We start from the raw sequence: 22,080 nt of genomic DNA, 5'->3' as shown, positions 1-22,080 counted from the left end.
ATATGGGGGTGGCTGTGGCACGTATTCGGGTACTGGTGGTCGACGATCACCGCATCTTCGCCGAGTCGCTCGCCGCTGCCCTCGCGGCCGAGCCCGATGTGGACGTCTCGGCGGCCGGCAGCGGGCCGGCGGCGCTGCGCGCCCTGGAGCGCGCGGCGGGCGAGGGCCGCCGCTTCGACGTCCTGCTCGTCGACGCGGATCTGGGCACGGTGGCACCGGACGTGGTGCCGGGGCAGCTCCGCGGGCAGGGACAGGACAGCGGTGGGCAGGGCGAGGGCACCGTCGACGGGATCTCCCTGGTGGCCGGGGTCCGCACGGGCCAGCCCGCCGTACGCACGGTGGTGCTCGCCGAGCGCGACGACCCCCGGCGGGCCGCGGCCGCGCTCCAGGCGGGCGCGGGCGGCTGGGTGGCCAAGGACTGCTCGCTGTCCCGGCTGCTGGCCGTCATCCGCGGGGTCCTGCGCGACGAGACGCATCTGCCGCCCGCCCTGCTGACGGGCGTGCTCAGGGAGCTGACGGCGGCGCGCAAGCACCGCACCGAGAGCGAGCGGCTCGTGGAGTCGCTCACCCCGCGCGAGCGCGAGGTGCTGCGCTGCATGGTGGCCGGGCTGGGACGCAAGGCGGTCGCCGAGCGGCTCTATCTCTCCCCGCACACGGTCCGTACGCACATGCAGAATGTGCTGGGCAAGCTCGGGGTGCACTCCACGCTCGCCGCCGTCGCGCTGGCCCGGCGGGCCGGGGTGGGCCCGGTGGACCTAGCCGGGAATATTGTCGAACGGGGCGGTCAACTGGCGTAGCAGATCCGCCAGTTCGCGGCGCTGGGTCCCGGAGAGCTCGGCGAGGATGGCGCGCTCCTGGGCCAGCAGCCCGGCCAGCGCCTCATCCGCGCGGTCCCGCCCCTCGGCGGTGAGCCGCACCAGCACACCCCGCCGGTCGCTGGGGTCCGGCAACCGCTCGACCAGGCCCTTCTTGGCCAGCCGGTCGATGCGGTTGGTCATGGTGCCCGAGGTGACCAGGGTCTGGGTGAGCAGCTGCCCGGGGGAGAGCTGATACGGGGCTCCCGCCCGGCGCAGCGACGTCAGGACGTCGAACTCCCAGGGCTCCAGCTGGTGCTCGGCGAAGGCGAGCCGCCGGGCCCGGTCGAGATGGCGAGCGAGTCTGCTGACCCGGCTGAGCACCTCGAGTGGTTCCACGTCGAGGTCCGGGCGCTCGCGACGCCAAGCTGCGACAAGCCGATCGACCTCGTCCTCCATGGCGATCAGTGTAGAGGGTCTGTCGACGTGAAGTCTCTTGACGTCAAGAGATCTGGCCGGGGATGCTGGAGTCGCCACCGTCCGGAACCCGCACGTACCGGACGCGCCACCGGCTCGCGCCCGCGCGCACCGCACGCAAGGAGGCCCCACCATGCGCACCGCCCCCACCTGGGACCCGCGGCAGTACCTCCGCCACTCCGGCCACCGCACCCGCCCCTTCCACGACCTCCTCGCCCGCGTCCCCGAGCTCCCCGGCCGGCCCGCCCGCATCGCCGACCTCGGCTGCGGCGCCGGCAATGTCACCGCGCTCCTCGCCGAGCACCGGCCCGACGCGCACATCACCGGCCTCGACAACTCCCCGGCCATGCTCACCGAGGCCGCCGCCCACGCCGGCCCCACGAGCGGCGGCGGGCGCCTGGACTTCACCCTCGCGGACATCGGCGACTGGGTGCCGGACGAGACCTTCGACCTGATCATCTCCAACGCGGCACTCCAATGGGTGCCCGACCACGTCGACTCCTTCACCCGCTGGACGGACGCGCTCGCCCCCGGCGGGGCCCTCGCCTTCCAGGTGCCGGGAAACTTCACCGCCCCCAGCCATGTGCTGCTGCGCGAGCTGTGCGGCTCCACGCGCTGGCGGGAACGCCTGGGTACGACCGTGCGGCCCGTACCGGTCCTCGAACCCGCCGCCTACCTGGCCCGCCTCGCCGGGCTCGGCCTGGAGGTGGACGCCTGGGAGACGACCTACCTCCAGCTGCTGCCGGGGAAGGACCCGGTCCTGGACTGGGTGAAGGGCACCGCTCTGCGGCCGGCCCTGACCGCACTGGCGGAGGATCCGGCGGCGGCGGAGGAGTTCCTCGGCGAGTATCGCGACCTGCTGCGCGAGGCGTACCCGGAGGGGCCGCACGGAACGGTGTTCCCGTTCCGGAGGATCTTCGTGGTGGCCCGCCGACCGGACCCGGCCGGGGACACCTCCCGGCGATAGCCGGTGTCCGGGGCGCGGCCCCGGATCACGAACGCCGACGCCCCACCAGGGCCGGCTTCGCCTCCAGCCCGTCCAGCCCGTGCCAGGCCAGATTCACCAGGTGCGCCGCGACCTCCGCCTTCTTCGGCTTGCGGACGTCCAGCCACCACTGACCCGTCAGCGCCACCATCCCCACCAGCGCCTGGGCATACAGCGGGGCCAGCTTGGGATCGAAGCCGCGGGCCTTGAACTCCAGGCCCAGGATGTCCTCGACCTGCGTCGCGATATCGCTGATGAGAGAGGCGAACGTACCCGTCGACTGCGCCACCGGCGAATCCCGTACGAGGATGCGGAAGCCGTCCGTATACGTCTCGATGTAGTCCAGCAGGGCGAACGCCGCCTGCTCCAGCAGCTCCCGCGGGTGACCCGCCGTGAGCGCGCCCGTCACCAGATCCAGCAGCTGCCGCATCTCGCGGTCCACGACCACCGCGTACAGCCCCTCCTTGCCGCCGAAGTGCTCGTACACCACCGGCTTGGAGACCCCGGCCTTCGCCGCGATCTCCTCCACCGACGTGCCCTCGAACCCCTTCTCGGCGAAGAGCGTGCGACCGATGTCCAGCAGCTGCTCACGGCGCTCCGCGCCGGTCATCCGCACCCGCCGGGTGCGGCGGGACCCCGAGTCGGCGGCCCGGTTCTTGTTACTGGTGGTATTGCTGTCGATCGCCACGCCGTCAATCATGCCCTCCCCGGACACCCCTGGGGGCACCCTCAGACGGCATCTTCCTTCCTCCGCGAATCGATGCGGCCCGCATCGGGCCACCGCACGTCATAGGCCCAGCCGGCCTTCTCGAACCAGCGGATGATCCGCGCGCTCGAATCCAGCTGCCCCTTCAGCACACCGTGCCGCGCCGATGTCGGATCGGCGTGGTGCAGGTTGTGCCAGGACTCGCCGCAGGACAGCACCGCCAGCCACCACACATTGCCCGAACGGTCACGCGACTTGAACGGCCGCTTGCCGACCGCGTGACAGATGGAGTTGATCGACCACGTCACATGGTGCAACAGCGCCACCCGCACCAGTGAACCCCAGAAGAACGCCGTCGCCGCGCCCTGCCACGACCACGTCGCCAGGCCGCCCACCAGCGGCGGGATCAGCAAGGACACCGCCGTCCACAGCACGAAGTGCCGGGACACCCGGCGAAGGTCCGGATCCTTGATCAGGTCCGGCGCGTACTTCTGCTGCGGCGTCCGCTCCTCGTCGAACATCCATCCGAGGTGGGCCCACCACAGGCCCTTCAGCAGCGCCGGCACGCTCTCGCCGTACCGCCACGGCGAATGCGGGTCACCCTCCGCGTCCGAGAACCGGTGATGCCGGCGGTGATCCGCCACCCAGCGCACCAGCGGCCCCTCCACCGCCAGCGACCCCATGATCGCCAGAGCGACCCGCAGCGGCCGCTTCGCCTTGAACGCGCCATGCGTGAAATAGCGGTGGAACCCGATCGTGATGCCATGGCAACCGATGTAATACATCGCCACCATCAGGCCGAGATCCAGCCAGCTCACGCCCCAGCCCCACGCCAGCGGGACCGCGGCGAGCAGCGCGACGAACGGAACGGTGATGAACACCAGCAGCGCGATCTGCTCCACCGATCGCTTGCTGTCACCACCCAGCGTGGCGGAAGGGAGCGGGCTTTCCTGGGCCATCGGCGCTTCTTCGATCACGTCGGGGCTTGCAGTCATGAGATCCCTCAGGGGGCTGGACACGGCTACGGTTCCGTAACCTACGGCTACGTAAGTATGGCAGGGCCGCGCTCCTGAGCAAGAGGGCTGCCGGACAACCGCGCGTCGGACGGCGACCTATGCTGGTGGACGTCGGACAGCGCGGTCCGCAACCCCTCCAGACGTGCTCAGAAATCTGCAAGGAGCCGCACCTGTGAGCAGTGCCGACCAGACCCCCCTCGCCCACGGGACCACGCCCGGAAACGAAGGCGAAGCACAGCGCAGCGCCGCCCTGCGCGCCGACATCCGACGCCTCGGCGACCTCCTCGGCGAGACCCTGGTCCGCCAGGAGGGCGACGACCTCCTCGCCCTCGTCGAACGCGTCCGGGCCCTCACCCGCAGTGACGGCGACGCCGCCGCCCGGCTCCTCGGCGACACCGACCTGGAGACCGCCGCCAAGCTCGTCCGCGCCTTCTCCACCTACTTCCACCTGGCCAACGTCACCGAGCAGGTGCACCGCGGCCGCGAGCTGCGGGCCAAGCGCGACGCCGAGGGCTCGATCCTCACCCGCACCGCCGACCAGCTCAAGGACGCCGACCCCGAGCACCTCCGGCACGCCGTCGAGCACCTCGGCGTACGACCCGTCTTCACCGCCCACCCCACCGAGGCCGCCCGCCGCAGCGTCCTGAACAAGCTCCGCCGCATCGCCGAGCTCCTCGACGCCCCCGCCGCCGGCGCCGGTGACAGGCGCCGCACCGACCTCCGCCTCGCCGAGAACATCGACCTGCTCTGGCAGACCGACGAACTGCGCGTCGCCCGCCCCGAGCCCACCGACGAGGCCCGCAACGCCATCTACTACCTCGACGAGCTCCACGCCGACGCCGTCGGCGACGTCCTCGAAGACCTCGCCGCCGAACTCGACCGCGTCGGCGTCGCCCTCCCCGCCACCACCCGGCCGCTCACCTTCGGCACCTGGATCGGCGGCGACCGCGACGGCAACCCCAACGTCACCCCCCAGGTCACCTGGGACGTGCTGATCCTCCAGCACGAGCACGGCATCACCGACGCCCTCGAACTCGTCGACTTCCTCCGCGGCGCCCTCTCCAACTCCATCCGCAACTGCGGCGCCACCGAGGAACTGCTGACCTCCCTGCAACAGGACCTCGAACTCCTCCCCGAGATCAGCCCCCGCTACAAGCGCCTCAACGCCGAAGAGCCCTACCGCCTCAAGGCCACCTGCATCCGGCAGAAGCTCGTCAACACCCGCGAGCGCCTCGCCCGCAACACCCCCCACGAGCCCGGCCGCGACTACCTCGGCGCCCGCGACCTCCTCGCCGACCTCCAGCTGATCCAGGACTCGCTGCGCGCCCACCGCGGCCGCCTCATCGCCGACGGCCGCCTCGAACGCGCCATCCGCACCCTCGCCGCCTTCGGCCTGCACCTGGCCACCATGGACGTCCGCGAACACGCCGACGCCCACCACCACACCCTCGGCCAGCTCTTCGACCGCCTCGGCGAGGAATCCTGGCGCTACGCCGACATGCCCCGCGACTACCGCCGCAAGCTCCTCGCCAAGGAGCTCCGCTCCCGGCGGCCCCTCGCCCCCATGCCGGCACCCCTCGACGCCGACGGACAGAAGACCCTCGGCGTCTTCCACACCATCCGCGAGGCCCTCGAACGCTTCGGCCCCGAGGTCGTCGAGTCCTACATCATCTCCATGTGCCAGGGCGCCGACGACGTCTTCGCCGCCGCCGTCCTCGCCCGCGAAGCCGGCCTCGTCGACCTCCACGCCGGCTGGGCCAAGATCGGCATCGTGCCCCTCCTGGAGACCACCGACGAGCTCAAGGAAGCCGACCGCCTCCTCGACGACATGCTCGCCGACCCCTCCTACCGCCGCCTCGTCGCCCTCCGCGGCGACGTCCAGGAGGTCATGCTCGGCTACTCCGACTCCTCCAAGTTCGGCGGCATCACCACCAGCCAGTGGGAGATCCACCGCGCCCAGCGCCGCCTGCGCGACGTAGCCCACCGCTACGGCGTACGCCTGCGCCTCTTCCACGGCCGCGGCGGCACCGTCGGCCGCGGCGGCGGCCCCACCCACGACGCGATCCTCGCCCAGCCCTGGGGCACCCTCGAAGGCGAGATCAAGGTCACCGAGCAGGGCGAGGTCATCTCCGACAAGTACCTGATCCCGGCCCTCGCCCGGGAGAACCTGGAACTCACGGTCGCCGCCACCCTCCAGGCGTCCGCCCTGCACACCGCCCCCCGCCAGTCCGACGAGGCCCTCGCCCGCTGGGACGCCGCGATGGACACCGTCTCCGACGCCGCCCACGACGCCTACCGCGAGCTCGTCGAGGACCCCGACCTCCCCGCGTACTTCTTCGCCGCCACCCCCGTCGACCAGCTCGCCGAACTCCACCTCGGCTCCCGCCCCTCCCGCCGCCCCGACAGCGGCGCCGGACTCGACGGACTCCGCGCCATCCCGTGGGTCTTCGGCTGGACCCAGTCCCGCCAGATCGTCCCCGGCTGGTTCGGCGTCGGCTCAGGACTCAAGGCCGCCCGCGAGGCAGGACTCGACACCGTCCTGGACGAAATGCACGAACACTGGCACTTCTTCCAGAACTTCCTCTCCAACGTCGAGATGACCCTCGCCAAGACCGACCTGCGCATCGCACAGCACTACGTCGACACCCTCGTCCCCGACGAGCTCAAGCACGTCTTCGACGTCATCAAGGCCGAACACGCGCTCACCGTCCAGGAAGTCCTGCGCATCACCGGCGAGAAGGAACTCCTCGACGGCAGCCCCGTCCTGAGCCAGACCTTCCACATCCGGGACGCGTACCTCGACCCGATCTCCTACCTCCAGGTCACGCTGCTGCACCGGCAGCGGGAAGCGGCGGCGCGCGGCGAGGCGGCGGACCCGCTGCTCGCCCGCGCCCTGCTGCTCACCGTGAACGGTGTGGCGGCCGGGCTGCGCAACACCGGCTGACCCGTCGGGGCGTGGTGCCGGCTGCGCCGGCGAGCGCCCTGCGGGCGCGTCCTCAAACCCCGGACGGGCTGAAATCAGCCCGTCCGGCGTTTGAGGACACCGCGCGAAGCGCGGTCCAGGTCCGGGGAGGAGCCCCGGTTTCGGGAAGGCGGCGGGACCGGGGAAAGAAACCCGCTACGAGTTGTACGTCCCCTGCGCCCGCTCCAGGCCGTCCACGATCAGCGTCTCGACCGCGTCCGCCGCGCGATCCACCTCGAACGCCAGCTCCTTGCGCTCCGTGGCCGAGAAATCCTTCAGCACGAAGTCCGCGACCTGCATACGACCCGGCGGCCGCCCGATACCGAAACGCACCCGGCAGTAGTCCGGGCCCATCGCCTTCGTGATCGACTTCAGACCGTTGTGGCCGTTGTCGCCACCGCCCAGCTTCAGCCGCAGCTGACCGAAGTCGATGTCCAGCTCGTCATGGACCGCGACGATCCGCTCCACCGGCACCTTGTAGAAGTCCCGCAGCGCCGCCGTCGGACCACCCGACAGATTCATGAACGACATCGGCTTGGCGATGACCACCCGCCGGCTCGACGGCCCCGGCGCACCCAGCCGGCCCTCGACCACCTGCGCCCGCGACTTGTGCGCCTTGAACCTCGCCCCCAGGCGCTCCGCGAGCAGATCGGCCACCATGAAGCCGACGTTGTGGCGATTCGCCGCGTACTCCGGGCCGGGGTTGCCCAGCCCCACGATCAACCAGGGGCTCGTATCGTCCGTCATCCGCACATTCTCCTTCATAAGCCAACCGCCGCCCCACTCCGAGGAGCGGGACGGCGGCTGAAAGAAAAACCGATGCGATCCGAGGATCAGGCCTCGGTGCCCTCGGCCTCGGCCGGAGCCTCGGTCTGGGCGGCCATGACCTGCAGGACGACGGTGTCGCCGTCGACGGCCAGGGTGGTGCCGGCCGGCAGGACGACGTCCTTCGCCAGCACGGAGGCACCGGCCTCCAGGCCCGCGATGCTGGCGGTGACCGACTCGGGCAGGTGGGTGGCCTCGGCCTCGACGGTGAGGGTGTTCAGGATGTGCTCGACCAGGTTGCCGCCCGGGGCCAGCTCGCCCTCGGTGTGGACCGGAACCTCGACGGTGACCTTCTCGCCCTTGGCGACGACCAGCAGGTCGACGTGGACCAGGAAGCCCTTGAGGGCGTCACGCTGGACGGCCTTGGGGATGACCAGCTCGGTGCGACCCTCGATGTCCAGGGAGAGCAGGACGTTCGGCGTCTTGAGCGCCATCATCATGTCGTGGCCCGGCAGGGTCAGGTGGACCGGCTCGCCACCGTGACCGTAGACAACGGCGGGGACCTGGCCGGAGACACGGGCGCGACGGGCGAAGCCCTTGCCGAACTCGCGGCGGACCTGTGCGGGGATCTTGATCTCGGACATGAGCACTCCTCGTAGTACGAATCGATCTGACGGCCGTTACCCGGCCCACGACAGACCTGCTACGAAGAGCGCGTCGATAACGGACCGCCGCACACAACGGTGCGGCCTCCCTCGCCGAGCAACTTGGGAAGTGTACCCGGCGGGGAGGCCGCCCAGAAATCGATCAGTGCCGATCGGTATCGATCAGCGAGGAAAGGCCGTTACGCCTGCTCCTCGAAGAGGCTCGTCACCGAACCGTCCTCGAACACCTCACGCACCGCACGCGCGATCGTCGGCGCGATCGACAGCACCGTGATCTTGTCCAGCTCCAGCTCACCCGGCGTCGGCAGGGTGTTGGTGAACACGAACTCGCTCACCTTGGAGTTCTTCAGACGGTCCGCGGCCGGACCCGACAGCACACCGTGCGTCGCCGTCACGATGACGTCCTCCGCACCATTGGCGAACAGCGCGTCCGCGGCGGCGCAGATCGTGCCACCGGTGTCGATCATGTCGTCGACCAGGACACACACCCGGCCCTTCACATCACCGACGACCTCGTGCACGGTGACCTGATTGGCGACGTCCTTGTCACGGCGCTTGTGCACGATCGCCAGCGGCGCGCCCAGACGGTCGCACCAGCGGTCGGCCACGCGCACACGACCCGCGTCCGGGGACACCACGGTCAGCTTGTCGCGGTCGACCTTGGCGCCCACGTAGTCCGCCAGGATCGGCAGCGCGAACAGGTGGTCGACCGGCCCGTCGAAGAAGCCCTGGATCTGGTCGGTGTGCAGGTCGACCGTGAGAATCCGGTCCGCACCCGCCGTCTTGAACAGATCCGCGATCAGACGCGCCGAGATCGGCTCACGACCGCGGTGCTTCTTGTCCTGACGGGCGTAACCGTAGAACGGCACGACGACGGTGATGCTGCGGGCCGAGGCCCGCTTCAGCGCGTCGAGCATGATCAGCTGTTCCATGACCCACTTGTTGATGGGAGCCGTGTGGCTCTGCATCAAGAAGCAGTCAGCACCACGAGCCGACTCCTGGAAGCGGACGTAGATCTCGCCGTTGGCGAAGTCGAACGCCTTGGTCGGGACCAGGTCGACGCCCAGCTGGTGCGCGACCTCCTCGGCAAGCTCGGGGTGGGCGCGGCCGGAGAAGAGCATCAGCTTCTTCTCGCCGGTCGTCTTGATCCCGGTCACAGCACAGTCTCCTTGGATGTCGCTTTGTGTGCGCTTATCACGGTACGCCCCGCACGACGCACCCGTGTCACGGTCACTGCTCGCCGGAGGTCTCCTCAGCCGCCGGCTGAGCGGCGGAAGCGGCCTGTGCGGCTGCGCTTCCCGGGCGCTTACGGGCAACCCAACCCTCGATATTCCGCTGCTGCCCACGTGCGACAGCCAGCGAACCCGGGGGCACATCCTTGGTGATGACCGAGCCGGCCGCGGTGTACGCGCCGTCCCCGATCGTGACCGGAGCCACAAACATATTGTCCGAGCCGGTCCGGCAGTGCGAGCCGATCGTCGTGTGGTGCTTGTTCACACCGTCGTAGTTCACGAAGACGCTCGCCGCGCCGATGTTGCTGAACTCGCCGATCGTGGCGTCGCCGACATACGACAGATGCGGCACCTTGGTGCCCTCGCCGATCACGGCGTTCTTCATCTCGACGTACGCGCCAGCCTTGGACTTCGGGCCCAGCTTGGTGCCGGGACGCAGATAGGCGTACGGGCCGACGTTCGCGCCCGCGCCGATCTCCGCGCCGTCCGCGACCGTGTTGTCCACGACCGCGCCCGCGCCGACCGCGGTGTCCTTCAGCCGGGAGTTCGGCCCGACCTCGGCACCGGAGGCGAGGTGGGTGGCGCCCAGCAGCTGGGTGCCCGGGTGCACGAGCGCGTCCGGCTCGAAGGTGACCGTCACGTCGATGAACGTGGTGGCCGGGTCCACGACCGTCACACCGCTCATCATCGCCGTGTGCAGCAGCCGCTCGTTGAGCAGCTTGCGGGCCTCGGCGAGCTGGACGCGGTTGTTGATCCCCAGGATCTCCCGGTGGTCCCCGGCCACGGCCGCGCCCACCCGGTGCCCGGCCTCGCGCAGGATGCCCAGGACGTCGGTCAGATACTCCTCGCCCTGGCTGTTGTCCGTACGGACCTTGCCGAGGGCGTCGGTGAGGAGCCGGGCGTCGAACGCGAACACCCCGGAGTTGATCTCCCGGATGGCGCGCTGCGCGTCGGTGGCGTCCTTGTGCTCGACGATCGCGGTCACGGCGCCGGTGTCGTCGCGCACGATGCGCCCGTAGCCGGTGGAGTCCGGGACCTCGGCGGTCAGCACGGTGACGGCGTTGCCGTCGGCGGCGTGCGCGTCGCTGAGCCGCTTGAGCGTGTCGCCGGTCAGCAGCGGGGTGTCGCCGCAGACGACGACCACGGTGCCGTCGAGGACGACCCCGCTCCCGCCGAGCGCCTCCAGGCCCATGCGGACGGCGTGGCCGGTGCCGTTCTGCTCGTACTGCACGGCGGTACGGACGTCCGGGTCGATCTCCGTCAGGTGCGCGGCGACCTGCTCACGGGCGTGCCCGACGATCACCACGAGGTGCTCGGGGTCCAGCTCGCGGGAGGCGGCGACGACATGTCCGACGAGAGAGCGTCCGCAGATGGCGTGCAGGACCTTGGGGGTCGCCGACTTCATGCGGGTGCCCTCACCCGCTGCGAGGACGACGACGGCTGCCGGGCGGTTGGCGCTCACGGGTGTGCCCTTCGGCTTCGGGTGGTGGACATCCGAAGGATACCGGTGCGTTTACCGGACGAAACGCGGGCGGGTCCTGACCTGGAGGTCAGGACCCGTGGATTCGAACTTTGAGCTCCCGGGGAAGGAATCGAACCCTCATTCAATGGACCAAAACCATTTGTCCTGCCATTAGACGACCCGGGATGGTTCGTCCGCTATGTCCGAATCGCTTGATCGGGCATTCGCGCAGCCACCACTATGCCGTACCACCAGCCTTCAATGCGACGGTATAGGTCGGCGCTGCCGAGAACGCGGACGACCAGGCAGCCCCGGTAGTCCTCCCCGACGTTCTTCCGGACGGTCTTCGGGTTGTGTCTCTTCAGAGTCGTCTTGCCGAACGCGCCGACGCCTGCGCCGACGTGTTCGAGCCAGAAGCGTTCCGTGCCTGCGACGTCGGCCGACTCATGGACCATGACATGGAACCGCAGGCGGCTCTGGTCGACGTCGAGGAGGCGTAGCCAGGCCAGGTAGATGTTGATCATGTTGGGGTCACTGTTGATGAAGGTGACGCGCTCGCTTGGCCTGTGTGCCTTCGTCTTCGTGCCTTCGGCCCAGTAGAGGCCGACTCCGATCAGGAACAGCTCACGGCCGGAGAGCGCGCCTATCTCGTCGGCTGCGGCACTCTTCGTCTCCTGGCGTTGAAGGTCGCGCGCCCTGCGGATCGGCTCCCAGCGGGCCTCGGCCATCGCCCGGCAGTGCTCCCGCACTTTCCGGGCCGGTCTCGGGAGATCCCTCACCCACAGTGACACGGAGCTCTTCGCCACCCCCAGCTCCGCCACGATCTCGTCGTATGTCCTGCCCGCCCGTCGAAGCTCGCGGGCACGTGCCTGGAGCTCTGTCTTCGCTTGGGTCATGGCATCAGACTCATGCCACGTGCACGCGCAAATGACGAAAACACGGTCGATTCAATAGTTCGAGGGAAAGGGGTCCATTTCGCCCCCGGTCGCACACTCCCCGTGCTGCCGCGCGGACAGGAAAACCGGTGGCGAGCGCCCGTAGTCTGGGTGGTATGACCACAACGGGGGCAATCGCGGAAGCGGGCGCGCGGGGCGCGTCCGGGGGGCCGTGGTGGTGGGCGCGGCGGCGGGGTTTTGTGCTGGATGTCGTGCTGGCGCTGCTGTCGGCGGTGGAGTGCGCGTTCGAGGGGATGGACTTCGCGGGGGAGATCGGGCTGCCTGAGGTGGCCGGGGTCGTGCTGGGGGTGCCGGTCGGGGCGGTGCTGGTGTTGCGGCGGCGGTGGCCGATAGCGGTGGTGCTGCTGTCCATCGCGACGACGCCGGCGGAGCTCGGTCTGCTGATGAGTGTCGTGGGGCTGTACACGCTGGCCGCGTCCGAGGTGCCGCGTCGGCTGACGGTGGTGCTGGCGGGGGCGTCGGTGCTGGGGACGTTCGTGGTGGCGTTCGTACGGTTCCAGCGGGACCTGGCCGAGGACGCCTATCAGCCGGGCATGTGGTTGGTGACGTTCTTCTCCGCGCTGATGGCGTTGGGGCTGTCCGCTCCGCCCGTGCTGCTGGGCCTGTACGTGGGGGCGCGGCGGCGGCTCGTGGAGAGTCTGCGGGAGCGGGCGGACGGGTTGGAGCGGGAGCTGTCGTTGTTGGCGGACCGGGCCGAGGAGCGGGCCGTGTGGGCGCGCAACGAGGAGCGGACGCGGATCGCGCGCGAGATGCACGACGTGGTGGCGCACCGGGTGTCGTTGATGGTGGTGCACGCGGCGGCGTTGCAGGCGGTGGCGTTGAAGGATCCGGAGAAGGCGGCGCGGAACGCGGGTCTGGTGGGGGACATGGGTCGCCAGGCGCTGACGGAGTTGCGGGAGATGTTGGGCGTGTTGCGGACGTCGTCGGACGGGGTCGTGGCGGGGAAGTCGGCGGCGGGTTCGGAGCGGTTGGCGGAGGTCGCGGCGGCGGCGTCGGCGCGGGTTTCGGTGGGGGCCGGGGTGCCGTCGGTGGTCGATGAGGGTCCGGTGGGTGACGGTCCGTGGCTGGGTGGGCTGGAGGATCTGGTGGGGCAGTCGCGGGCGGCGGGGATGGCCGTGGAGCTGTGTGTGGAGGGGGAGGAGCGTGCGTACGGGGCGCGGGTGGAGCGCACGGCGTATCGCGTGGTGCAGGAGGCGCTGACGAACGTCCATAAGCACGCGCCGGGTGCGAAGGCGCTGGTGCGGTTGGCGCACCGGGAGGGCGAGGTGGCGCTTCAGGTGGAGAACGGTCCGTCGGAGGGTGGCGCGGACGCGGGTTTGCCGAGTGGTGGCAATGGCCTGGTGGGGATGCGGGAGCGGGTTCTCGCGCTGGGGGGTGTGTTTGTGTCGGGTGCGACGGATGTGGGGGGTTTCCGGGTGTCGGCGGTGATCCCGGCGGGTGTGGCGGGTGTGGTCGGCGGGGAGCCTGGCCAGGGCTGAGTCCGGTCTGGTGTGCGCCGATTTGGGTTCGGCCGGTTTTCGCCCTGGTTTTGGCTGGTTCTCGTCCCTTGGGGGCGGCCTTGTGGGTGGTGGCCCGGTGGGTGGGGTTACGGGCGCGGGCCGGCCGAGAGGCGGGCGGGGCGGACGCCGGTGACGAGGGCGCCGATGGCGCGGTCGATGTCGGAGCCGAGGTACCAGTCGCCGGTGTGGTCGAGGCTGTAGACGCGTCCGTGGGCGTCGATGGTGAGCAGCGCCTGGCCGTCGGCCTCCTGGCCGAGGGGGCAGACGTCGGCGCCGAGTGCGCGGCCGAGGTCGGCGACCGTGCGGGCGAGGTGGAGCCCGTGCAGCGGGTCGATGTGGAACGGCGTGGGGGCGATGTGCCGGCCGGGTCCGGGCGCGGTGATGTGCAGGCCCCCGAATTCGGCCCACGCCTCGACGGCGGCGGGGAAGACGGTGTGCCGGTGGCCGGCGGGCGAGGTGTGGGCGCGCAGGGCGTCGGCCCAGGTCTCCGCGGCTTTGATGTCCCAGCGGCCGGGCTGCCAGCCGGCCTCGCGGAGGGCGGCGTCGACGGCGACGGGGAATCGGGTGGCGGCGGTGCGGTCGAAGGCGCGCATGGGTTCAGTCAGCTCTTGCTGTTGTTGGGGGCGGCGGGGTCGACGGCTCGTACGCCGAAGTGGGTGAGGAGGGCGGTGCAGGAGCGGCAGGGGGCGGCGTAGTGGCCGTGGTGGGGGTCGCCGTCCTCGCGGATGTGACGGGCGGTGAGTTTGGCGTGTTTGAGGGCGCGTCTGGCCTCGCCGTGCGTGAGGGGTTTGCGGGAGGCGCGTTTGCTGCGGGCCCCTTCGAAGGCGGTGAGGTAGCGGGTGATGAGGAGGGCCTCGGGGCAGCGGCCGGTGAAGCGTTCGCGGCGGTCGCTGGTGAGGGTGTCGAGGAAGTCCTGGACGAGGGGGTGGAGGACGGGGGGCTGGTCGGCCTTGCCGCCGGTGCAGGTGAGGGTCTCGCCGCGGACGGAGAGCGCGGCGGCGACGGCGGGCAGGATCCCGTCGCGGCGGTGGAGCAGGGCGGGGGGCCGGTCGGCGTCCTCGGTGGCGCTCCAGGTGAGCCGGGGGTCGCCGGGTGCGGTGGCACCCTCGTCGGCGGGCCGGCGGTCCTGTGTTGTGTGCATGGTGGTTCTTCCCTCCCGTGCAATCCCCCTGTTGCGGGGATCAGCCTGCCAAACGGGGTGGCGGGTGTGGAAGTCAGGTCGGGGTTGGGTGAGTGCCGTGTGGTGTTCATGTGGCGGGTGATCGTTGTGGGGCGTGGCTCGTCACACGGGTGGCGGCGGGTGCCGATGGGCGGTGAGTGCGGCCGCAAACGGGGTCCGCGGCGCGGTCCCCGTCTTGCGGCACCGCATAGGCTGTGCCGCACGGGGTGTTCTCGGCCATGGGGACACCGACCGGCCGGGCCGCCCCGTGGCACGGCCGGGGTCTGGTGGCCCGCGGCGTCCGCCGCACATGTCCGGGCCGGCAGGGGACACAGTCAGCAGGGGGCATCCGCCATGACGACAGGTCGGCTCGGGCAGCAGGCCGCGCCACCGAACACGGCCTACGCCGGGCAGGTCGTGCACTTCCCGGACCCGGTACGGGCCGGCCGCTACCCCAAGGGTGTGCGGGTGGACGACGACGGTTTCCCGGATTTCTCGCCGTACGCGCGTGCCGCCGCGGAGATCGCGGAGCCGCCGGAGGGTTTCGGCGTGGACGAGTTGCGGCTGACCGACTATGTGTCGGCGAACGCGGCCCTGCACGCGGAGGGCCATGAGCTGTGGGCCAGCCTGCCGTCGGTGGCGACGCCGCACGGCTGGACGTGGCATCACGTGGCGGGCACGCGCCGGCTGGAGCTGGTGCCGGCCGAGGTGAAGGCGTTGCTGAGGCACCACGGCGGGCTGGCGACGGCCGCCGTGGACCAGGACAAGCGGGGCACGCGTCCGTTGCAGGAGACCCGGCCGGTGCACTTCGTACTGCCGAAGCGTGACCTGGCGGTGACGGAGGAGCAGGTCCAGGGTGTCGAGGAGGACCTCGGCTACCGCCTGCCGGGCGCGTACCGGGCCTTCCTCAAGGCGGCGGGCGGCTGTGCGCCGGTGGGTGCCGCGCTGGACGCGGAGTTGGGCCTGCTGGTCGACCAGCCGTTCTTCACGGTCCGGGACGAGGCGGCGGTCAACGACCTCGTCTATGTGAACAAGTGCCTGCGTGACCACTTCACCAAGGACTATCTGGGTGTCGCCTTCGTGCAGGGCGGTGTCCTCGCCGTGAAGGTGAAGGGCGAGGCGATCGGCTCGGTGTGGTTCTGCCCGTACGACGACGCCCGGGACCAGGACGGCTGGACGGTGCACGAGCGGGTGGAGCGGCTGTTGTTGCCGTGTGGTGAGGACTTCGACGAGTTCCTGTCCCGGCTGGCGGGCGGTCCGCCGGAGCTGGAGACGGTGGCGAACCTGATGGTCGACGGTGGCTTCGCGTACGCCGTACCGGTGGAGGGGTGAGCGCGGGGATGGTGACGTTCGCGCAGGCGCAGGAGCGTGCGGAGCGCTGGGTCAACGGCGATGTGCCGGCGTACCAGCACCGTGAGGTGCGGGTGCGGGAGTTCGACCTGGGCTTCGTGGTCTGGGCGGAGGACCGCGAGGACGGTCCGACGTCGGACGGCGGCCGGGCCCGGCTGGTGATCGCCCGGGACAGCGGCGAGACCACGCTGTGGCCGGGGCTGCCGGTGGGCGAGGTGATCCGGCGGTACGAGGAGGAGTACGGGGCCGTGGACGAGTCGGTACCGGTGGCCGAGGGGCCGCCGAAGCGGGTGGATCTGGAGGCGACGTCGTTCCTGTTGAGTCCGCCGCAGTGGTTGCAGGACGCGGCGGACGCGATCGGCATTCCGGACCGGAGGTCGGGTTCGGGTTCAGGGTCGGCTGCGCCTGGTGGGGGCGCGTCTTCGGGCTCCGGTGTCCCCGCTCCGGGTCGGAGCGCTTCTTCGGGTGTTCCCGCGCCGAGTGACGCCCCGTCGTCGGGTGAGAGTTCCTCCGCTCCGGGTGTTCCGGCGCAGGGTGGGGCTTCGTCCTCGGGTGGTGCCGCTCCTTCGAGCGTGCCTGCGGCCGCCGGTTCGGAGCCGGGTGCCGGGGCGTCGGCCGCCGCGGCGGAAGGCGAGCCGGAGTCGCTGTCGGCCTCGGACGGGCCGGGGGCCGGTTCCCGCGAGCCCGTCGGGGCGGCCTCCTGGCCGGACGCGGGTACGGACTCTTCGTCCTCCTTCTCGTCGGCCGCTTCCGCGGAGCCCGTGGGGGCGACCCCGTGGCCGGGTGCGGAGGCGTCGGACGAGTCCGCGACCCCGTGGGCCGGTGCGGACACGAACATGGGTGGGGACGACGGCGACCGTTCCGTCGGCCTGCCCGCGACGGTCCTCGCGCCGGCCCTGTCGGGTACGGACGAGGACGACGCTCCGCCGCCGGGTGTCCGGCCGGATGCCAAGACGGCGCTGATGGCGTCGGGCAGCGCGCTGCCGCCGACGGCCATCGCCCCGGCGATCGAGGACCCGGCCGGCTCCCCGCCACCGCTGCGGGGGGCGCCGGGCACGCCTCCTTATGGTGCGGGTGCGGGTGCCTCCGGCGGTGCGGGTGCTCCCGGGCCGCATGGTGCGGGTGCCCCGGGTCGGTCGGGTGGGCCTGGTGCTCCGCAGGCGCCGGGGGTTCCCGGCGCCCCGGGCCGTCCGGGGGCGGGTGGTCCCGTGCCGCCCGGGCCTCCCGGCGTTCCGGGGCAGCTCGGTGCGGGCGGTCCCAACGTGCCGGGTGCGCCCGGTGCGGGTGGCCCCGGCGCGCCGCAGGCCCCGGGTGCTCCGGGTCGTCCGGGGGCGGGTGGTCCTGTGCCGCCTGGGCCTCCTGGTGCTCCGGGTCAGCCCGGCGTTGGCGGCCCTGGCGCGCCGCAGGCCCCTGGTGCTCCGGGGCAGCCCGGTGCCGGTGGCTCCGACGTGCCGGGTGCGCCCGGCGCTCCGGGCCGGTCCGGCGCGGGCGCCCCTGTGCCGCCCGGGCCTCCTGGAGCTCCGGGTCAGCCTGGTGCGGGTGGCCCCCACGTGCCGGGTGTGCCCGGTGCGGGTGGCCCCGGCGCGCCGCAGGCCCCGGGTGCCCCCGGCCAGGCCGGTGCCCCCGGCCCCGGTGGTGTGCACTACGCGGCGACCATGCTGGCGAGCCCCGGTACGCCGGGCATGCCCGGCGCTCCCGGCCAGCCGCCGCACGCTCCGGGTGCCCCCGGCGCAGCCGCTCCGCACGCTCCCGGCGTCCCGGGTCGGCCCGGCGCGGCCGGCCCCGGTGCCCCGAATCCGCCCGGTGCCCCCGGCGGGGCCGGCCCGCAGGGCCCCGGCGGTGTGCACCACGCGGCGACCATGCTGGCCGACCCCAACGCCCTGGGCATGCCCGGTGCACCCGGCGCCCCCGGAGCACCCGGTCCGCACGCCCCTGGAGCACCTGGCGCCCCCGGCGCAGCCAACCCCGTGCACCACGCCGCGACCATGCTCGCGGGCCCCGGCACCCCGGGCGCCCCCACGCCTCCCGGCGTCCCCGGCGCGCCCGGCGCGTACGGCTACCCGCAAGCCCCCTCCGGGCTGCCGACCGTGGGCCCCGGCTACATGGCCGTCCTGCGCTATCGCGCGCCCGACGGTTCGGAGCAGCAGTTGATCCGGCGCAGCGCGCCGGGGACGCCGCATCCGGAGTGGCAGATCCTGCATGAGCTGCGGGCGATGAACGTGCCGCCGCAGCAGGTGCTGGAGCTGCACACGGAGCTGGAGTCGTGTGATCTGCCGGGTGGTTACTGCGCTCGTATGGTGCGGGAGACCTGGCCGCAGGTGCGGGTCAGTCACACGGCCGCGTACGGGCGGGATCACCTGACGCGTCAGCAGGGCGTGCGCCACCTGGTGGAGCACCAGGGCGAGTTGCATCAGGTCGCGGACGGGCCGGCGCGTCCGGCGCCGAACCGGGTGCCGTTGCCGCATCCGGGTCAGGTGCGGCAGGCGCCGCCGGTGGGTCCGGAGGCGGTCGCTCACGAGCTGGCGGAGTCGTTCGGTCCGCAGGGTGTCTTCCGGTTCGACCAGCGCGCGGTGTCGCGGCAGGGTGTGCCGGAGATCGTGGCGCAGACGCTCGTGTGGGCGGGGCTGCCGGTGGACTTCGGGCCGTTCTTCTGGGGTCAGGCGCAGCCGGGTCGGCCGGTGCCGACGCTGGCGGAGCTGGCGGCGGAGCGTGGGGTGCGGCCGGCGCCGGACGCGGGTTCGTATCTGGTGATGGGCAGTGACTTCGGCCGTCAGCTGTGTGTGCAGTACGGGACGGCGCACATCGTGGCGGTCCCGCTGGAGGCGGGGCCGGACGGCGGGCCGGTGCCGCCGCAGTTCGTCAACACGAGCCTCCCTCAGTTCGTACGCTCTTTGGCTCTGCTCGGGAAGATGTGGCGTTGGCGCTACGGGCTGACGCCGGAGCAGGCCGGACGCTGGACCGTGGATTTCCAGGAGCAGCTGTTGGCGTTGGACGGCGCGGCGCTGTCGTCGCCGGAGAACTGGTGGGCCGTGCTGGTGGAGCAGATGTGGGACGGTCTGTTCTAGGGGGCCGGCCGATGTGTTGAGGCGCAGGGCGTTCGACCCTTGGTGAGGGGTCGGGCGCCCTGTGGCGTCGGTTGGCGCATTCTTGACAGAAGAAGCGGGCGGAGTGTCGCGTTTCGGACATTTCCGTTGTCCAGGAATGATGTGCGCCGGACCGCGTCACATACCGGTTATCCGGGATATAAGGGGCTTCAAGGATGAGTGCATCGGTATCTCCTGACGGTTTCGCCGTGGTACGGGGCCGTGGCTACCGACCGGATCAGGTGGAGCGCGCCCTCGTCGAGTACGCGCGGGAGCGGGATGCCGCGTGGGAGCGCGCGGCACGTCTGACGGTGCTGGCCCGGGAGATGGAGGACGAGGTCGCCCGGCTGTGCCGGGTGGTCGAGCAGCTGCCGCCCCAGACGTACGAGTCGCTCGGGCACCGCGCGCAGGGGCTGCTGTTCACCGCGCAGGCCGAGGCGGCGGGGTTGCGGGAGCGCGCGGAGGCGGCGGCCGCGGAGCTGATCGACGCGTCGAAGAACCACGGGCGTGCGGTGCGGGACGCGGCGCAGCAGTACGCGACGGCGGTGCGCGCGGACGCGGACGAGTGGGCACGGCGGGCGCTGGAGACGGCGCGGTCCGTGGCCGAGGACGTGCGGGTGACCGCGGACCGTGAGGTGAAGGAGCAGCGGGGCGCGGCGCTGGCGGCCCTTCAGGAGATGCGGCAGCGGACGGCGGCGGCGCTGGCCGAGCTGGAGAAGGACCACGCGGAGCGCTGGGACGCGGCAGGGCGTGAGCTCGCCGAGCGCGAGGCGGCGATGGAGGCGCGGGTCACGGCGATGGAGGAGTACGCGCGCCACGCGCTGGCGGAGGCGCAGCGCCGCTACGCGGAGGCCGAGGAGGCCGCGCGGCACGGCCAGGAGGACGCCGAGGCGCAGGGCGCGGCGTTGATCTCGCACGCGCGGGTGCGCGAGGAGCGGGTGCACCGTGACACGGAGCGGATGCTGCGTGAGCACGAGGAGCGGCGCGAGGAGCTGCGGGCGCACATGGCGCACGTACGGCACAGCCTGGCGGCGCTGACGGGCAAGCCGGTCGCGGAGGACGCGGGCGCGGGCGAGGTGTGAGGTGCTGTCCCGCCCCGGGCGGGGCGGGACAGCGGGTGGTCAGCCGACCGGGGTGGCGGTGGCCGGAGCCGGAGACGGCTGTGTCGTCTTGTCCGGCTGGGGTGCGACCACGGTCAGGTGCAGTGTGAGCGTCGTACCGTCGGCGGCGGTGAGGCGCAGGGTGTAGGCGCCGGTGTTCGCGTCGGTGAAGAGCTCGGGCAGCGTGAGCTGTCCGTCGGCGCCGGTCTTGCCGAGGTCGACGGTGCGTACGGGCTTGCCGTTCGCGTCCTTGAAGAACGGGCCGCTCTTGACGTCGGTCTTCCCGTCGGCGGCGGCCACGGTGGCGGTGACGCCGAGGCCCTTGACGGCCGTCTTGTCCTTGTCGAGCGCCCGGATGCGGACGCGCTCGGCGAAGGAGCCGTTCGGGGTGGCCTTGAGGTCCTCGCCGCCGATGCGGACGAGGGCGTCGGCGCGGATGGCCTTGACGGTGGCGTGGAAGTCGACGGCCTTGAGGTCCCGGCCCTCGACGGTGGCGCGGACCGTGAACTGGCCGGCCTTGTCGCCCGCGATGACGCGCTGCGCGGCGGCGACGCCGTCCGCGCCGGTGCTGACGGTGATCTTCTTGCTGCCGTCGTGGAAGCGGGCCGCGGTGTCGCCGATGATCTCGAAGCGCACCCGGGTGCCGGTGGTCGGCTTACCGGACTTGTCCAGGGCCCGTACGCGCGCCCGCTCGGCGAAGGTCTCGCCGGCCGTGGTCTCCCACTTGTCGGCGCCGAGGCGCTCGATGCGGGTGACGGGAGCGGGGGCCGGCGGGGTGGGCTTCTGATCGCCACCGCCGGGCTTGCCGGTGTCGCCGGGGCCGGGCTTGCTCGGTTCGGACGGCTTCTGGGAGCCGGGCTTGCCGGGCGTGCTCGGCGTGTGCGGGGCGTTCGGTGTGCTCGGCCCGGTCGGGCCGCTGGGCGTGCTCGGCCGCTGCCCGGGTGTCGGCACCGTACCGGGAGTGTTGCCCTCGGGGCTGCTGGGGCTGGGGGTGCCGGGGACGGTGGGCAGCGCGGAGATGTTGCCGCTCTGGTACTTGCGCATCCAGGCGGTGACGGAATTGACGTACGCCGAGGACGGGTTGTAGGCGAGGATCGCCTTGCGGAGGTCCTTGGGGTCGTTCAGGTCCCGGCCGTCCGCGCACAAGTACTTGGCGGTGCCCAGGGACGAGTCGTAGATGTTGTTGGGGTCCTTCACGCCGTCGCCGTTGCCGTCGGAGGCGAAGCCCTCCCACGTGGACGGGATGAACTGGGTGGGTCCGACGGCCTTGTCGTAGACGGTGTCGTCGTCCCACCGGCCGCGGTCGGTGTCCCTGACCGTCGCGAACTCGCCGCCCGTCAGGCGGGGGCCGAGGATCTTCCGGTCGCTCAGGCCGCTGGAGAGGAGCTTTCTGCCCCCCAGGGTGCCGTGCGCCGACTCCACCTGGCCGATGCCCGCGATGAGCTCCCAGGAGATGTGGCAGTTCGGCCGCTGGGTCTGTATGGCCTGCGCGGCCTTGCGGTAGGCGTCCAGGGCCGTCGAGGGGATGCCCGTGGCGCCGTCCGCCCCGGCCTCACCCGGCTTGGGGAGGCCGCCCGGCGAGCGGGGCTTGAGGTCGGGCAGCGTGAGGTTGGGTGTCCCGTGCGGCAGGCCCTGGGGGTTGTCCGGGCCGGGGGTGCTGTCGTCGGCGTCGGCGGTGTTGTGCGGGGGGCTGACGCCGACCGCCGCGGTCAGGCTGGCGATCAGCAGGGCCGTGCACAGTCCCTGCCGGGAGACGCTGGCAGCGCGAGTCGGGAGTATCTTCACGGATGCTGCTTCCTTCGAGGCCGGCGGCCGGTGCGGAGGGGGTCGCACGATGCCCCCTCGGCCATGGACCCGAACACTAATTCC

At 71.8% G+C, this 22,080-nt stretch carries 18 protein-coding genes and 1 tRNA gene; 7 read left to right on the top strand and 12 right to left on the bottom strand.

Annotated features, from left to right (window positions below; translation table 11 throughout):
* The first annotated feature begins 14 nt into the window (after nt 1-14).
* Nucleotides 15-797, top strand: a complete 783-nt coding sequence (locus ACZ303_RS07780; RefSeq protein ID WP_467336171.1) for a response regulator transcription factor — start codon at nt 15-17, stop codon at nt 795-797.
* Here the strand turns inward: ACZ303_RS07780 and ACZ303_RS07775 are convergent.
* Nucleotides 756-1,253, bottom strand: a complete 498-nt coding sequence (locus ACZ303_RS07775) for a MarR family winged helix-turn-helix transcriptional regulator (protein ID WP_467336169.1) — start codon at nt 1,251-1,253, stop codon at nt 756-758. The two genes, ACZ303_RS07780 and ACZ303_RS07775, sit on opposite strands and share 42 nt — an antisense overlap.
* Before the next feature lie 151 nt (nt 1,254-1,404).
* Here ACZ303_RS07775 and ACZ303_RS07770 point away from each other — a divergent pair, with 151 nt between their 5' ends.
* Complete coding sequence (locus ACZ303_RS07770) at nt 1,405-2,238, top strand: trans-aconitate 2-methyltransferase (RefSeq protein ID WP_467336167.1); 834 nt, start codon at nt 1,405-1,407, stop codon at nt 2,236-2,238.
* 25 nt (nt 2,239-2,263) lie between these two features.
* Here the strand turns inward: ACZ303_RS07770 and ACZ303_RS07765 are convergent, their stop codons facing one another.
* Nucleotides 2,264-2,956, bottom strand: a complete 693-nt coding sequence (locus ACZ303_RS07765; protein WP_467336165.1) for a TetR family transcriptional regulator — start codon at nt 2,954-2,956, stop codon at nt 2,264-2,266.
* 29 nt (nt 2,957-2,985) lie between these two features.
* Nucleotides 2,986-3,957: an acyl-CoA desaturase gene (locus ACZ303_RS07760; RefSeq protein ID WP_467336163.1), complete on the bottom strand. Its 972-nt coding sequence runs from the start codon at nt 3,955-3,957 to the stop codon at nt 2,986-2,988.
* A 193-nt stretch (nt 3,958-4,150) separates the two neighbouring features.
* Here ACZ303_RS07760 and ppc point away from each other — a divergent pair, with 193 nt between their 5' ends.
* Entirely contained in the window at nt 4,151-6,922 is a 2,772-nt protein-coding gene (ppc, locus tag ACZ303_RS07755) for a phosphoenolpyruvate carboxylase (RefSeq protein WP_467336161.1), read from the top strand.
* 174 nt (nt 6,923-7,096) lie between these two features.
* Here the strand turns inward: ppc and pth are convergent, their stop codons facing one another.
* The 6 genes from pth to ACZ303_RS07725 form a co-directional block, all read right to left on the bottom strand.
* A complete protein-coding gene (pth, locus tag ACZ303_RS07750) occupies nt 7,097-7,687 on the bottom strand; it encodes an aminoacyl-tRNA hydrolase (protein ID WP_467336159.1) in 591 nt (196 codons plus the stop codon).
* An 86-nt stretch (nt 7,688-7,773) separates the two neighbouring features.
* On the bottom strand, nt 7,774-8,349 hold the full coding sequence (locus tag ACZ303_RS07745; protein WP_467336157.1) for a 50S ribosomal protein L25/general stress protein Ctc: 576 nt from the start codon (nt 8,347-8,349) through the stop codon (nt 7,774-7,776).
* Between the two features lie 200 nt (nt 8,350-8,549).
* Nucleotides 8,550-9,527: a ribose-phosphate diphosphokinase gene (locus ACZ303_RS07740; RefSeq protein WP_467336155.1), complete on the bottom strand. Its 978-nt coding sequence runs from the start codon at nt 9,525-9,527 to the stop codon at nt 8,550-8,552.
* A 73-nt stretch (nt 9,528-9,600) separates the two neighbouring features.
* Entirely contained in the window at nt 9,601-11,064 is a 1,464-nt protein-coding gene (glmU, locus tag ACZ303_RS07735; protein ID WP_467336153.1) for a bifunctional UDP-N-acetylglucosamine diphosphorylase/glucosamine-1-phosphate N-acetyltransferase GlmU, read from the bottom strand.
* A gap of 115 nt (nt 11,065-11,179) precedes the next feature.
* Nucleotides 11,180-11,250, bottom strand: a tRNA-Gln gene (locus ACZ303_RS07730).
* Nucleotides 11,251-11,261: 11 nt separating this feature from the next.
* Complete coding sequence (locus tag ACZ303_RS07725; RefSeq protein ID WP_467336151.1) at nt 11,262-11,960, bottom strand: hypothetical protein; 699 nt, start codon at nt 11,958-11,960, stop codon at nt 11,262-11,264.
* A gap of 155 nt (nt 11,961-12,115) precedes the next feature.
* Between ACZ303_RS07725 and ACZ303_RS07720 the strand changes: the two genes are divergently transcribed.
* Nucleotides 12,116-13,498: a sensor histidine kinase gene (locus ACZ303_RS07720; protein ID WP_467336149.1), complete on the top strand. Its 1,383-nt coding sequence runs from the start codon at nt 12,116-12,118 to the stop codon at nt 13,496-13,498.
* Between the two features lie 107 nt (nt 13,499-13,605).
* Here the strand turns inward: ACZ303_RS07720 and ACZ303_RS07715 are convergent, their stop codons facing one another.
* Together ACZ303_RS07715 and ACZ303_RS07710 are read right to left on the bottom strand one after the other, a co-directional pair.
* Nucleotides 13,606-14,112 (bottom strand): SUKH-3 domain-containing protein, encoded by a 507-nt coding sequence (locus ACZ303_RS07715; RefSeq protein ID WP_467336147.1) that lies wholly within the window; start codon nt 14,110-14,112, stop codon nt 13,606-13,608.
* An 8-nt stretch (nt 14,113-14,120) separates the two neighbouring features.
* A complete protein-coding gene (locus ACZ303_RS07710; RefSeq protein WP_467336145.1) occupies nt 14,121-14,660 on the bottom strand; it encodes a YwqJ-related putative deaminase in 540 nt (179 codons plus the stop codon).
* Nucleotides 14,661-15,032: 372 nt separating this feature from the next.
* Between ACZ303_RS07710 and ACZ303_RS07705 the strand changes: the two genes are divergently transcribed.
* The 3 genes from ACZ303_RS07705 (at nt 15,033) to ACZ303_RS07695 (ending at nt 20,193) form a co-directional block, all read left to right on the top strand.
* The gene (locus ACZ303_RS07705) at nt 15,033-16,010 is read left to right on the top strand and encodes an HNH endonuclease (RefSeq protein ID WP_467336143.1); all 978 of its coding nucleotides are present in this window, start codon (nt 15,033-15,035) and stop codon (nt 16,008-16,010) included.
* Nucleotides 16,011-16,018: 8 nt separating this feature from the next.
* Nucleotides 16,019-19,093 (top strand): SUKH-4 family immunity protein, encoded by a 3,075-nt coding sequence (locus ACZ303_RS07700; RefSeq protein WP_467336141.1) that lies wholly within the window; start codon nt 16,019-16,021, stop codon nt 19,091-19,093.
* 194 nt (nt 19,094-19,287) lie between these two features.
* Complete coding sequence (locus tag ACZ303_RS07695) at nt 19,288-20,193, top strand: cellulose-binding protein (protein WP_467336139.1); 906 nt, start codon at nt 19,288-19,290, stop codon at nt 20,191-20,193.
* 39 nt (nt 20,194-20,232) lie between these two features.
* On the opposite strand, the gene ACZ303_RS07690 is transcribed toward ACZ303_RS07695, so the two are convergent.
* Nucleotides 20,233-21,996, bottom strand: coding sequence for a lytic transglycosylase domain-containing protein (locus ACZ303_RS07690; protein ID WP_467336137.1), 1,764 nt, complete (start codon nt 21,994-21,996; stop codon nt 20,233-20,235).
* Nucleotides 21,997-22,080: the final 84 nt, after the last annotated feature.

The organism is Streptomyces sp. NPDC023527, assembly GCF_055560115.1.
Note: the sequence above shows the minus strand (reverse complement) of the source record. Positions and strands in the feature narration are given on the sequence as shown.

What these genes read in the sequence shown, in the direction of transcription:
- ACZ303_RS07775 (WP_467336169.1), bottom strand. Translation starts at nt 1,253, where the DNA reads ATGGAGGACGAGGTCGATCGGCTTGTCGCAGCTTGGCGTCGCGAGCGC.
- ACZ303_RS07700 (WP_467336141.1), top strand. Translation starts at nt 16,019, where the DNA reads ATGGTGACGTTCGCGCAGGCGCAGGAGCGTGCGGAGCGCTGGGTCAAC.
- ACZ303_RS07710 (WP_467336145.1), bottom strand. Translation starts at nt 14,660, where the DNA reads ATGCACACAACACAGGACCGCCGGCCCGCCGACGAGGGTGCCACCGCA.
- ACZ303_RS07705 (WP_467336143.1), top strand. Translation starts at nt 15,033, where the DNA reads ATGACGACAGGTCGGCTCGGGCAGCAGGCCGCGCCACCGAACACGGCC.
- ACZ303_RS07770 (WP_467336167.1), top strand. Translation starts at nt 1,405, where the DNA reads ATGCGCACCGCCCCCACCTGGGACCCGCGGCAGTACCTCCGCCACTCC.
- ACZ303_RS07715 (WP_467336147.1), bottom strand. Translation starts at nt 14,112, where the DNA reads ATGCGCGCCTTCGACCGCACCGCCGCCACCCGATTCCCCGTCGCCGTC.
- ACZ303_RS07720 (WP_467336149.1), top strand. Translation starts at nt 12,116, where the DNA reads ATGACCACAACGGGGGCAATCGCGGAAGCGGGCGCGCGGGGCGCGTCC.
- pth (WP_467336159.1), bottom strand. Translation starts at nt 7,687, where the DNA reads ATGACGGACGATACGAGCCCCTGGTTGATCGTGGGGCTGGGCAACCCC.
- ACZ303_RS07765 (WP_467336165.1), bottom strand. Translation starts at nt 2,956, where the DNA reads ATGATTGACGGCGTGGCGATCGACAGCAATACCACCAGTAACAAGAAC.
- ACZ303_RS07725 (WP_467336151.1), bottom strand. Translation starts at nt 11,960, where the DNA reads ATGACCCAAGCGAAGACAGAGCTCCAGGCACGTGCCCGCGAGCTTCGA.
- ACZ303_RS07745 (WP_467336157.1), bottom strand. Translation starts at nt 8,349, where the DNA reads ATGTCCGAGATCAAGATCCCCGCACAGGTCCGCCGCGAGTTCGGCAAG.
- ACZ303_RS07695 (WP_467336139.1), top strand. Translation starts at nt 19,288, where the DNA reads ATGAGTGCATCGGTATCTCCTGACGGTTTCGCCGTGGTACGGGGCCGT.
- ACZ303_RS07760 (WP_467336163.1), bottom strand. Translation starts at nt 3,957, where the DNA reads ATGACTGCAAGCCCCGACGTGATCGAAGAAGCGCCGATGGCCCAGGAA.